The sequence below is a fragment of the Cognataquiflexum nitidum genome (genome assembly GCF_022538055.1).
Lineage (GTDB): Bacteria > Bacteroidota > Bacteroidia > Cytophagales > Cyclobacteriaceae > Cognataquiflexum > Cognataquiflexum nitidum.
The window spans coordinates 12,389-25,092 of sequence record NZ_JAKZAM010000007.1 but is presented as its reverse complement, the minus strand read 5'-3'; the positions used below and the strand labels follow the sequence as shown (position 1 = coordinate 25,092).

The window sequence follows — 12,704 nt, the reverse complement described above, 5'->3', positions numbered from 1 at the left end:
AGAGAGGTCAGTTGACCTCTCTTTTTATGTTATTTTTTTCGAAACAAGATCTAATAATGCTCGTAATTTCGTCTATTTTCAAAGGTTTGGTAATGTAAGAATCCATCCCTGTCTCCATAGCTTGGTCTACATCTTCCTGAAAAGCATTTGCTGACAATCCGACAATGGTAATTTCCTTGCCTTTTGTCTTTCGGATTATTTTCGTGGCTTCCAGCCCATTCATTACAGGCATCTGAATATCCATTAAGACAAGATCATAATCAGATTCCTTTACCTTGCGAACTGCCTCTGAACCGTTTCTTGCTACCTCATAATTATATCCAAGCTGTCCCATCAGCATATCCATAAAGAGAAGATTAGTGGAATTATCTTCTGCTAACAATATCCTGAGAGGATATTCCCGAGCCATATTTTTCCATACAAAATCTTCCTCCTCTTCCTCCTCATGAATATTTTCCGAAAGATTCTCGTCCCTCTTCCAAATTTTCCCGAAAATATTAAATGAAAATTCTGAGCCCACACCAAATTCACTTTTGATAGTAAGTTCCCCACCCATCAATTCAATAATCTTTTGGGATATCGCCAACCCTAGTCCCGTGCCCTGATGTCTTCTAGTACTGCTGCTGTCAAGTTGGACAAATGGTTTGGCAAGCATCTCAATTTTGTCTGAAGGAATTCCAATACCGTTGTCTATTACCTCAAAATTTAAAATAAGATTTCTATCAAAAATTACTTCACCAGAAACATTGACTGAAATTTCACCACCTTCAGGAGTGAATTTAATGGCGTTACCAATAATATTGATTAGTATTTGTCGTAGCTTGTCCTTATCTAACTCTACAAACTCAGGCAAATTCTCGTCAAAATGGGAGGAGAAATAAATGCTTTTTTCCTTGAGAAGTCCTGAGAAAATTTTAAAGGTTTTTTCTATTTCGGTTTTCAACTTGAATACAGTGGTGGAAAGAATCATTTCACCAGATTCAATCTTGGAATAATCAAGGATATCCCTGATGATATTTAGCAGAGAATCACCGGAATCTTTGATAATGTGAAGGTATTCCTTCTGCTTTTCATCCAAAGATGTACCTTCCAAAAGTGGAATAATTCCCAAAAGTCCATTCATTGGAGTTCTGATTTCGTGGCTCATATTTGCCAGAAATTCAGACTTGGCTAGGTTAGCTTGTTCAGCTGCCTTTTTAGCCTCCATCAGGCCTCTTTCCCAAAGTTTTTGACCAGTAATATCCCTCGCAATGGACATTACCTTATCATTGTCAAGTCTAAAAAATCTCGCTTCAAAGAGCCTTCTTCCCGATGAAATTTCCACTTCATATTCCGCGGTCTGCATATTACCGGTTTTGACGGTTTTGTTGAAAACTTGTTGTATGTCTTTTGCAAGCCTTCTAGGCAAAATATCCGTAATTTTTTTCCCGATTGCCCCTTCTAAAGGAGCAACCAATAAGCTTCTGTCTTTAACATAATAATCAAGGTATCGCCCCTCATTGTTGTAAATAAAGATAAGATCCGGCAAACTGTTCAAAACTGCCCTTAACCTGTTTTCGCTGTTGACGATTTCTTGTTCCCTTTCGTACTTTTCTTGGATATCGGTACATATCCCGACATTCCCCAAAAAATTCCCATTATGATCAAATTCAAGTCTTTCGAAAATTTTTGTTCTTTTTAATTTGCCCGCTTTTGTTATAAAATCCAATTCAAACGAAATGCTATCTTTTTTCTTTAGGATAGATTCTGCGATGGTTTTATCAAGCTCAGGAAGGTCATTTTTTGAGATGTACTTTTTAAAATTCTGTTTAAAATCTTCATTCTCATATCCCAGAATTTCTTTGACTTCTTTCCCTACGCTGGTCATTTTTCCAGACGCATCCTGAAAGTAAATAAAACCTTTTGTCTCATGTAAAAGCAATGCTTGTCTTCGAAACAATTCAGAAATTTCATCCGCATTTTTGGAAAGTACCTCATTGGTGACTTGGGTGTTTTTTATTGACTTATATAAAATCAAAATCACTAATGCCAATAAAATCAGCAAAGCTAAAATCAAGTAAAAATATGAACTGAAAATACCTGTTGTAATTATATTTCGGTCGACCACAAATACAGTGGTGAATTTACTTTCTAAAGGAAAAAGTGAAAAAGGGTAGTGATGGATCAATGCTTCAAACTCTTTCTCCTCGTTTTCATTGGTGAAATTTCCTCGAAAATCTCCTTTAAGGCCCTCCTCAGCCTGAGCCATAATTTCACTTAAAACATTTTGCTCTATTTTATATCCATCTTTAAGGGTTTGATCATGGGCTCCCCGCAGCTTTCCATCACAAAAAATAAGTTTCTCGCCCGAAATACCAAGGTAATAATTTGTCATCTCGTCGAAAAAAAACCTTTCGAGATTTACCTTGGCTCTGATGATAACTTTAGTGGAACTATTGTAAAGTTGAAGTTCATTCTTAAAAGGATCCTGAAGGACTTTTGGGCTTTCTAGATGGGTTTTGATAAAATTGTTTCTGTTGTCAAAATGAAATACCACAGCCTGATTTGGAAACAATACAGTAATTGTATCTAACAAATCACGGTGGTTGTTGAAAATTCTCCTCGCTCTTTTCTCAAATGCCAGAATTTCACTTTCTCCCTTCTCATAAGTCCATGGCTCTAGGTTATTTACAAAAAAAGACATGTCATCGTAGAATGAGGTAAACCTCCTTTCAATTTGTTTGGAAGCAAGTTCAACTTGCTCGTTAAGGTTGGTTTTACTTGAACTGATCTGATTGTCATTAAGAACCTGAAAAAATGCCAAACCCAAAAAAGTAATCAAAGCGACGACAAAAATCCCCAATCCTACCAGAATTCTGTAAAGACCTGTTTCAGATTTCGAGAATTTATAACTTTTAGAATTCATTTAAAATTGGATTTCAAGTACATACCAATCAAGCTTGGTCATTTTTTGACATATGATTTTAAGCTTTGACTTGCCTTCCGAAAGCCATAAGGTTTTCTCATTAGAATCTATAATCTTATCAGCGATGATACGAACATTTTTGTCCTTACTCTTGAACAAATTAAAATTTTCTTTTCGAAAACTGTCTGAGGTGATGGTTTGTGTGTAGGTATAATTCTTCAATGAAGGTAGTGAAAGCGCTTCAATGGCCTTAGTCTTTCCCGCAACTACAGTCCCTGTCCCATCAATGATAAGGAGTTGATTTGATGTTTTGTTGATGTAATTTTCTATGATATCATTCAATGTAATGTCAAATCCCAATACCATTTTTAATTCACCCTCTGCATAAACCGGATTTGTTAGAGTAATCATCCACCCCCGACCCACAGGATCAATATAAATCTCATCAACCCAAACCGGCACCTTCGAAGGATTATTCTTCTCATCTCCCTCGTAGTAAAAATTAAATTTTGTCACATCAATATCCGGCTCCAGCAAATTTACATCATAGGGTGGAAAAAGTCTGTTAAGATGGTATTTGGAATTAAAATAAACCTGCGAAACAACCGGAATATCCTTAACAATCCTCTTGAATTCATCATCCAAAGGATTGGTTAATAACATGAGCTCTTTGACCAACTCTTTATTATCTGAAATAGTTGGAATAAAAAGAGAACTTTTTTCGGGATCAGCGCCAGGTTCTGAATTGGCCGAAACTCCTGCTATTTTGTATTTATCGGGATCAGCATTTGCCAGTTTGGCTTTTTTGTCCTGAAAAAGTTCCTCAGAGAACCTGCCAAGACGCACAATTTCGTCTTCAATAACTTCAAGGTCATATTCGAGTAATGAAATGAAAGAATTGATTTCAAAGAAATCCGTTTTGCCCTCAGAATCTTTAGGCTGTGAGCAAGAAAATAAACAGATAAAGGAAAAAAAACAGAAATAGAATAAACCCTTCATGTTCAGCAATTAAGTTGATCCTTAAATCTAAAGATTTTCAAGCTGTTTTTGAAAGCTTTCTCCCATTTCTTTAAACCTTAGGACAACTTGATCAAAAAATGCACCCTCACAAAATAAATTAAGGTCAGATTCCTCCAAGATGTCCGTTTCCGGAATCTTGAAGGTCTGTTCCATAGGACCCAATTCATATTTTAACAGGTATTTATTGTTCCATGAAAACACCGAAATCCTGATCCCTTCTTTTGAAAATTCTCTGACTACCCTCATTCTGGTCTCTTGACTTCAGAAATATGTCTGATTTCTGACTTTAATGATGAAGCTACAGAACAATATTTTTCCACTGAAAGGGTCACGACCTTGGCAAATTCTTCCTCGGTAGCGTCTGGAGAAACCAAGACAAATTTCATATCGATCTGGGTATAATATTTTGGAATGCCTTCGTGCCTATTGCCTATTATTTCAATAAAAAAATCAGTGATTGTCCTTCTCTTCTTTTTCATCATCAGGACGGCATCCACAGCGGAGCAACCCCCTAAAGCCGATAAAAGCAATTCCATGGGAGATTGGGCTTTCTTGTGCTCGCTGTCGTACATATCGATATCCACTTTGTTGCCAAAGTGATTGATGGATTCATATTCCATATCCGCCTTCATTCTGACGGTGACGTGTTTTTTGCTCATTGCGGTTGGTTTATTAGGTTAATGGTTATTGGGTTCTAGTTGTTGTAATTGTTATAGTGGTTGTAATTGTTGTCTGCTTTGCATCGTCTGGTTATTAAGTTTTCATCACCTTTGACTTCCAACTTCCATACATCCTTACATCCTAACTTCCCACTTAAAGACTTCTATACTTCCCACCTCGCCTACATGTTCCTTCTATACTGACCACCAACCTCGTAAAGTGATCTGGTGATCTGTCCCAAGGAACAGGTTTTGGCAGCTTCCATCAGTATTTCAAATATATTTTCATTGCGAACAGCGACAAGCTGAAGTTCGTTCAACTGGCTCGGTGTAAGATCTGCGTTTTTTTCATGAAGTTGGAGAAGCGTCCGAATCTGGGCTTCTTTCTCTTCCTGCGTGGCACGGATTACCTCACCGGGAATGACAGTCGGTGAACCTTCAGATGACAGGAATGTATTGACACCGATAATCGGATATTCTCCGGTATGTTTCAAAGTCTCGTAATAGAGGCTTTCTTCTTGGATTTTACCCCTTTGGTACATCGTCTCCATAGCACCTAGGACTCCTCCCCTTTCGGTAATTCTGTCAAATTCTTTATATACCGCTTCCTCCACCAAATCTGTGAGTTCTTCGATGATAAAAGCCCCCTGAATCGGATTTTCATTTTTTGCCAATCCCAATTCCTTGTTGATGATGAGTTGGATGGCCATAGCCCGCCTAACGGAAGCTTCTGTCGGTGTGGTGATGGCTTCGTCATAGGCATTGGTGTGAAGGGAATTGCAATTGTCATAAATCGCATACAATGCCTGAAGTGTCGTCCGGATATCATTGAAGTCAATCTCCTGCGCATGAAGCGAACGCCCTGAAGTCTGGATATGGTACTTGAGCATTTGTGATCGCTCATTCGCGCCGTACTTCAATTTCATAGCTTTCGCCCAAATTCTCCTAGCAACCCTGCCGATTACTGCATATTCCGGATCAATCCCATTGGAAAAGAAAAAGGAAAGATTCGGCGCAAATTGGTTGATGTCCATTCCCCTAGACACATAATATTCCACATAGGTAAATCCATTGGAAAGTGTCAAAGCCAATTGAGTAATCGGATTGGCTCCGGCCTCAGCAATATGGTAACCCGAAATAGAAACCGAATAGAAGTTTCTGACATTTTGGTCAATAAAATACTGCTGCATGTCCCCCATCAACCTCAGGGAAAATTCAGTGGAGAAAATGCAGGTATTCTGAGCCTGATCCTCTTTAAGAATGTCAGCCTGTACAGTTCCTCTGACATTGGCCAAAGTAAAAGCCTTGATTTTTTCATAGGCTTCCTTCGGCAAAACCTGATCACCTGTCACGCCCAATAGCATCAGGCCAAGCCCGTCATTTCCTTCAGGAATAGGAGCATTGTAAGTAGGCCGTATTGCACCCTTCTCTTTATAGATGGCTTCAATTTTGGAATTGATATCTTCCTCCAACCCATTTTCTTTGATATAAATCTCACATTGCTGGTCAATGGCTGCATTCATAAAAAATGCCGTCATGGCAGCTGCAGGACCATTTATCGTCATCGATACCGATGTCATCGGGTAGGCAAGGTTAAACCCTGAGTACAGCTTCTTGGCATCATCCAAGCAACAGATGTTGACACCGGAATTTCCGATTTTACCATAGATATCAGGCCTGTAATCCGGATCTTCACCGTACAAAGTCACTGAATCAAATGCTGTAGAAAGTCTTTTGGCAGGCAATCCTTTAGATACATAATGGAAGCGCTTATTGGTCCGCTCGGGTCCTCCTTCTCCTGCAAACATCCTCGTTGGATCCTCTCCTTCCCGCTTGAAAGGGAATACTCCTGAGGTAAAGGGGAATTCCCCGGGTACGTTTTCTGTCAGTCCCCATTTCAACAAATCTCCCCAAGCTTCATATTTTGGAAGGGAAATCTTCGGGATTTTGGATTGTGAAAGGGAAGTGTAATAAGTCTGTATCTTGATTTCCTTATCCCTGACTTTGAACACATAAAAATCATCTACATACTTTTGCGCTTTTTCAGGCCACTGTTCCAGCCATTTCTTATTCTTTGGATCGAGTTCCAATTCTAACTGCGCATAGACTTCTTGAAGTTCTTTGACCAACCTGTCTATGTCAGCCACTTTCATGGATTTGACTGTCTCTATGGATTTTTTGATGCTGTAAAGCTTTTGGGCTACTTCCTTTTGGGCAGCCACCCATTTGTCATAACCCCTGTTATTCTCGGAGATTTCTGACAGGTATCTGGTTCGGGCAGGTGGTATGATGTAGATCTTTTCAGACATTTCCTTACTGAGCTTAAAGGAAGTCTGCAGGTCAACCCCTGTTTTTTCTACCATTTTATGAATGATTCCTTTGTAAAGGTTATTCATCCCGGGATCATTGAACTGCGAAGCAATGGTACCGAAAACGGGAATATCCTCGTCGGCTATATCCCAAAGATTATGGTTGCGCTTGTATTGTTTTTTGACGTCTCGGAGTGCATCCTGCGCACCTCTTTTATCAAATTTGTTTAGAGCAATGATATCCGCAAAATCAAGCATGTCGATTTTCTCCAGTTGGGTGGCGGCCCCGTATTCGGGCGTCATCACGTACAGAGACATGTCTGAGTGCTCAATGATCTCCGTGTCTGACTGACCGATTCCTGAAGTTTCCAAAATAATCAAGTCGAAATCAGCTGCTTTGACAATATCTACCGCATCCTGCACATATTTGGAAAGGGCAAGATTGGATTGCCTTGTGGCCAATGACCGCATGTAAACACGTGGATGGTTGATGGCATTCATCCGTATTCTGTCACCCAAAAGCGCACCTCCGGTCTTCCTTTTGGAAGGATCTACCGAGATAATGGCAATGTTTTTATCAGTAAAATCAATCAAAAACCTCCTGACCAATTCATCCACAAGGGAAGATTTACCCGCTCCTCCTGTACCGGTGATTCCCAAAACTGGAGCTTTGCTGTTGCTTGCCGATTTTCTGATTTCTTCCAAAAGGGATTTACTTTCCTCAGGAAAATTCTCCGCCGCAGAAATGATCCGCGCTATACTCGATTGGTTGGATTTGTCCAATTTGATGTTTTGGAAATCATCCCCAACCGGGAAATCAGAGGTACTGACAAGGTCATTGATCATACCTTGCAAACCCATCGCCCGTCCGTCGTCGGGTGAATAAATCCGGGTGATCCCATATTCATGCAGTTCTTTGATCTCCTCGGGCAAAATCGTGCCTCCACCTCCACCAAAAATTTTGATATGTCCTGCACCTTGCTCCTGAAGCAAATCAAACATGTATTTGAAAAATTCCACATGGCCACCTTGGTAAGAAGTGATCGCAATCGCCTGCACATCTTCCTGAATGGCACAATCGACGATTTCCTGAACAGACCTGTTATGTCCGAGGTGGATAACCTCACAGCCTGTCGCTTGGATGATCCGCCTCATAATGTTGATCGCAGCGTCATGTCCATCAAAAAGCGAAGCTGCCGTGACTAATCTGATGTGGTTTTTGGGTTTATAAATCTCTTGCGTGATTGACATTTTATTTGGGTTAATATTTTGAAATGGATATATTCTTCTTTTCCAGTAAACTTATATTCTTATTCACAAGGGATGGAAGACAGAAGTCAGAAGTTGGAAGACCCCCGCCTGTCGTCGGGCAGGGATGTACCGGGCACTCTAGTCTGAAGACAAGAATCAAACAGATATCCAATCTAGTGGCAAAATTCCGAACATACCTGTTTTTATTACTCAACCGAAATTCGATCTCGATTTAGGGATATTGTAGTTACGAATGGTTCTCAATTTCTTGTTGCGAATATAAGAAAAATTAAAAAGTTGGCGAGCTAAAAAATAGGGTTTCCCAAACATTATTCTGAATTACCCGTCAATTATGTGAATTACAAAACAGGCTTTGGAATTATATCAGAATCACAATGAAATAAGCAAGCTGCTTCAAAAAAAAGAGAATCATTTTTATTACTGACGAATATCAGCGTTTTTGAGACTTTTGACTCATTTATTTGTAGGGTACACCGATAAAATGGCTTAAATTCGGATTCAGCCATACACTTTAACTTGATTCTTATGAAATTATCCTTGTCTTTGGGAAGTTACAAAAATGTAAAGGTTTATATCCATTGGACTTTTTCACTTTTGCTTCTTTGGATTATCATCTCTAATTCACGTCAGGGAATGCCAGGAATGGACATTCTGTGGATCATCATCTTTGTTTTGGCTCTTTTTGCCTGTGTTGTTTTTCATGAATTTGGGCATGCCTTGGCCGCCCAGAAATATGGAATCCAGACAAAGGACATCGTCTTGTATCCTATTGGTGGTATTGCCAGGCTGGAAAAATTACCCGAAGAACCCAAGCAGGAACTCTGGGTCGCCATAGCAGGTCCTTTGGTGAATATTGGGATATTCTTGATTTTGTCTCTTGTCCTGAATTTTACGGGATTTGACATGACCAATCTCGAGCAGCTCGAAAGCATCAAAATCGGCCCAAGTACCATAGTCCTCTACCTTGCTTCTGCTAATTTGATCTTGGCACTTTTCAATCTCATTCCTGCATTTCCTATGGATGGAGGAAGGATTTTGAGGGCATTTTTGGCGATCCGTATGCCAAGGGCAAGAGCGACCAAAATCGCAGGGAGCATTGGTCAGTTTTTGGCTATTTTCTTTATATTCTTTGGTCTTTTCAATAACCCCATTTTGGTTCTGATCGGGGTTTTTATTTTCCTTGGTGCTGCAGCCGAGGTGAGCCATACCCAACAGGAAAGTTTGCTCAAGGGCTTTAAAGTAAAAGATGCAATAATGATGAAATTCCAGATTCTCGGTTTTGATGCACCGCTTTCTAAGGCAGTTGAAAAGCTACTCAATTCTCAGGCAACACATTTTGTGGTGGTCAAGGACGATGTCGCGGTAGGGACTTTAAGCAGAAATGAAATTATCAAGGGATTGCAGGAGGGGGGAGAAAACCTGTTGATTGAAAAAGTCGCTGATATGAATCCTATGAAAGTGGAAACTGAAGAAGACTTAGATGAGGCTTGGAAAAGGATGCTCACAGAAAGTAGGAAAGTTGCATTTGTGATAGAAAACGGTCATTTTCTTGGGATATTGGACCAGGAAAATATCAGTGAATTTGTCATGGTGAAGACGGCTATCCAAAAATAATGGCAATGCGGAAACTCCCCCAGTGCCATCTTGAAGGATTTTTTTGAAAGTATTAGAACTTGATTTTATTAAGGTTGATCTTAAAAGAGGAAGCCCGAAAAGTTAAAAAAAGAGTTTTCAGAGCTATCAAGGATTCAAATGATTGTCCATAAATAATTTAACGATGATTGACAAAGCACTTCTTCAGGAAAAGAAATGGCATTCCTTGAAATCCGAGGAGGTGATGACCATGCTCCAAACCTCCCCGGAAGGACTCAGCAATGCAGAGGTTCAGGAAAGGCAGATTGCATATGGGCGAAATACGCTTCCCGAAAAACACCGTATCAACATTTGGAAGATTGTCTTTAGCCAATTGGTCAATCCATTGATATTCATTCTCATAGCTGCGGCTATTGCTTCTTTTGCAATCGGAGAACCCAAGGATGCCATTTTTATTTTTTTGGTGATATTGATCAATACTGCTATCGGTGCCTTTCAGGAATATAATGCTGAAAAAAGTGCCGCCAACTTACAAAAGCTTCTCAGAATCACTTCCAGAGTTATTAGGGAAGGCTCCGAGCAATATTTAGACTCTGAAGAACTGGTTCCCGGCGACTTTATTTTGCTTGAATCAGGAAGCAAAGTTCCGGCCGATATAAGGTTAATTGAAGCCAATGGTCTGGAGATTGATGAAAGCTTCCTTACCGGGGAATCTCAAGCAGTCCTCAAGAACACGGATGCAATAAAAAAAGAGGTCGTTGTGGCTGATAAAAAAAACATGGCTTTTGCAGGTGCGACAGTCATGTCCGGCAGAGGTAGCGGAATAGTCATCTACACAGGACTTGATACGGAGGTAGGGAAAATTGCCCAGAATGTCTCACAAGGAGAATCTGCTAAACCTCCTTTGATTCTCAGAATGGAAAAATTCACCAAAAACATTGCCTACTTCATTGTTGTCCTTTGCGTGATTCTTGCAGTTTTGCTACGCTTTCAGGGTATGGACATGTCTGCCATATTTTTCTTTGTGGTTGCTTTGTCCGTTTCTGCCATTCCGGAAGGGTTGCCAGTTTCTCTGACAGTAGCCCTGGCAGTTGCCACCAAAAGGATGGCCAAGAGAAATGTCATAGTCAGAAAACTTACTTCCGTTGAAAGTTTGGGAAGCTGTACAGTAATAGCGAGTGATAAAACCGGAACGCTAACAGTTAACCAACAAACTGTGAAAAAAATCTACCTTCCAAACGGTAAATCATTCGACATTTCAGGGGAAGGATATAATGGAGAAGGTGAAATTTACACCACGGAACCCTATGAAAGGGTGAGGGATCTTTCCGATTTTATTGGATTGAAACAAATCATTGAAATTTCCATTTTGGCAAATGAAGGTGTGCTGGAAAAGAAGAAGGAAGGATGGGATTACCATGGTGATGCCATGGATGTCGCCCTCCTTGGGTTGGGATATAAAGCCGGAATATCCCCCGTGCAGATCAGTAAAGTTTTGCCTTGTCTGGGCAAAATACCCTATGAATCGGAGAAAAAATTTTCTGCATCTTTTTATAAAAGAGGATCCAATACTTATTGTGGGATGAAAGGGGCTGTAGAGACTGTATTGGATTTTTGTGTAGTTCCGGAGGAAAGAGGGTTTTCCAAGCAACAAGTCCTGGACCAGGCAGAAGAACTTGCAAAGAAGGGCTATAGGGTACTTGCTTTTGCTGAAAATACTGTCGGCTTATTCCAACCAGAAGATCATGCTAGGGAAGAAGATATACCGAAACTTGAATTTGTAGGCCTGATTTGCTTCATAGACCCATTGAGATCGGAAGCCAAATCATCGATAGACAAATGTAAAAAAGCAGGGATCAAAGTCATCATGATTACAGGAGACCATCCTGCAACCGCTGCTAATATTTCCAGAGAACTTGGCATCCAAAATGATGATCAGCCTGTAGTTACCGGGAAAATGCTTCTCCAAGCAGGCAATCCTGACGGAAGTAAATTTAAAGAATTGGTCTTGTCGACATCCGTATTTGGAAGAGTTTCTCCCCAACAAAAACTTGAAATCGTCGATGTTTTGATAAAAAGTGGAGAATTTGTCGCAGTAACCGGAGATGGAGTCAACGACGCCCCGGCACTGAAGAGGGCAAACATAGGCGTTGCGATGGGTTCAGGCACTGATGTTGCAAAAGATGTTGGGGCAATGATTGTCGTGGACGATAACTTCAGCTCTATCGTTGCGGGCGTAGAGGAGGGAAGATTTGCTTATGACAATGTGAGGAAGGTAATTTACTTATTGGTATCTACAGGTGCCTCAGAGGTATTTATGGTTCTATTAGCTATTATTTTTGGACTTCCGTTGCCTTTGTTAGCTGTCCAACTACTATGGCTTAATTTGGTTACAAATGGCATTCAAGATAAAGCTTTGGCATTTGAAGCAGGTGAACCTGAAACAATGAAAAGGAAACCTAGGAAGCCAAGTGAAGGGATTTTTAATAAAATCATGACCATGCAAATTCTACTTTCCGGTTTAATAATTGGCAGTATCGCCTTTGGATTTTGGTACTACCTGATCAAACAGCTGCAAATGGAAGAAGAATCAGCAAGAAATCTGGTTTTGCTTTTTATGGTTTTGGTGCAGAATGTACATGTTTTTAATTGCAGGTCAGAAAGAAAATCAACCTTTAAGATTTCAATAGTCAAAAACTATTGGTTGATAATTTTTATTATTGCTGTTCAGGCCCTCCATATCAGCAGTATGTATATCCCATCTATGCAGGAGATGTTAAGAATTTCTCCGATATCCTTAAATGATTGGGTTACTGTACTTATTTTAGCTTTTCCAATTGTCATTGTAATGGAAATTTTCAAATTAATTTACAACAGAATGGCAAGTGATAACAACGAACATTTCCCAAAAAGGAATTCAATTCCTTCTTGAGGTATTTATCCAGA

The 12,704-nt window shown here is 39.9% G+C and carries 7 protein-coding genes; 2 read left to right on the top strand and 5 right to left on the bottom strand.

Features of this window, described 5'->3' with window-relative positions; translation table 11 throughout:
- Positions 1-7 precede the first annotated feature (7 nt).
- The 5 genes from MMU07_RS06260 to MMU07_RS06240 all read right to left on the bottom strand — a co-directional run bounded on the left by MMU07_RS06260 (position 8) and on the right by MMU07_RS06240 (position 8,144).
- Positions 8-2,905 carry a PAS domain-containing hybrid sensor histidine kinase/response regulator gene (locus MMU07_RS06260; protein WP_241124989.1) on the bottom strand — a complete coding sequence of 966 codons (2,898 nt, stop codon included), beginning with the start codon at positions 2,903-2,905 and terminating at the stop codon, positions 8-10.
- Positions 2,906-3,904, bottom strand: coding sequence for a cache domain-containing protein (locus MMU07_RS06255; RefSeq protein WP_241124988.1), 999 nt, complete (start codon positions 3,902-3,904; stop codon positions 2,906-2,908). It lies immediately after the preceding gene.
- Between the two features lie 27 nt (positions 3,905-3,931).
- Positions 3,932-4,171, bottom strand: coding sequence for a hypothetical protein (locus tag MMU07_RS06250; protein WP_241124987.1), 240 nt, complete (start codon positions 4,169-4,171; stop codon positions 3,932-3,934).
- A complete protein-coding gene (locus tag MMU07_RS06245; RefSeq protein WP_241124986.1) occupies positions 4,168-4,584 on the bottom strand; it encodes an OsmC family protein in 417 nt (138 codons plus the stop codon). Before MMU07_RS06245 ends, MMU07_RS06250 begins: the two co-directional genes overlap by 4 nt.
- A 182-nt stretch (positions 4,585-4,766) precedes the next feature.
- Positions 4,767-8,144, bottom strand: coding sequence for a methylmalonyl-CoA mutase family protein (locus tag MMU07_RS06240; RefSeq protein WP_241124985.1), 3,378 nt, complete (start codon positions 8,142-8,144; stop codon positions 4,767-4,769).
- Between the two features lie 546 nt (positions 8,145-8,690).
- Here MMU07_RS06240 and MMU07_RS06235 point away from each other — a divergent pair.
- Complete coding sequence (locus MMU07_RS06235) at positions 8,691-9,779, top strand: site-2 protease family protein (protein ID WP_241124984.1); 1,089 nt, start codon at positions 8,691-8,693, stop codon at positions 9,777-9,779.
- Positions 9,780-9,942: 163 nt separating this feature from the next.
- The gene (locus tag MMU07_RS06230; RefSeq protein WP_241124983.1) at positions 9,943-12,690 is read left to right on the top strand and encodes a cation-translocating P-type ATPase; all 2,748 of its coding nucleotides are present in this window, start codon (positions 9,943-9,945) and stop codon (positions 12,688-12,690) included.
- Positions 12,691-12,704 lie beyond the last annotated feature (14 nt).

Excerpts from the sequence above, each read along its gene's own strand:
- MMU07_RS06260 (WP_241124989.1), bottom strand. The coding sequence starts at position 2,905 with ATGAATTCTAAAAGTTATAAATTCTCGAAATCTGAAACAGGTCTTTAC.
- MMU07_RS06255 (WP_241124988.1), bottom strand. The coding sequence starts at position 3,904 with ATGAAGGGTTTATTCTATTTCTGTTTTTTTTCCTTTATCTGTTTATTT.
- MMU07_RS06250 (WP_241124987.1), bottom strand. The coding sequence starts at position 4,171 with ATGAGGGTAGTCAGAGAATTTTCAAAAGAAGGGATCAGGATTTCGGTG.
- MMU07_RS06245 (WP_241124986.1), bottom strand. The coding sequence starts at position 4,584 with ATGAGCAAAAAACACGTCACCGTCAGAATGAAGGCGGATATGGAATAT.
- MMU07_RS06240 (WP_241124985.1), bottom strand. The coding sequence starts at position 8,144 with ATGTCAATCACGCAAGAGATTTATAAACCCAAAAACCACATCAGATTA.
- MMU07_RS06235 (WP_241124984.1), top strand. The coding sequence starts at position 8,691 with ATGAAATTATCCTTGTCTTTGGGAAGTTACAAAAATGTAAAGGTTTAT.
- MMU07_RS06230 (WP_241124983.1), top strand. The coding sequence starts at position 9,943 with ATGATTGACAAAGCACTTCTTCAGGAAAAGAAATGGCATTCCTTGAAA.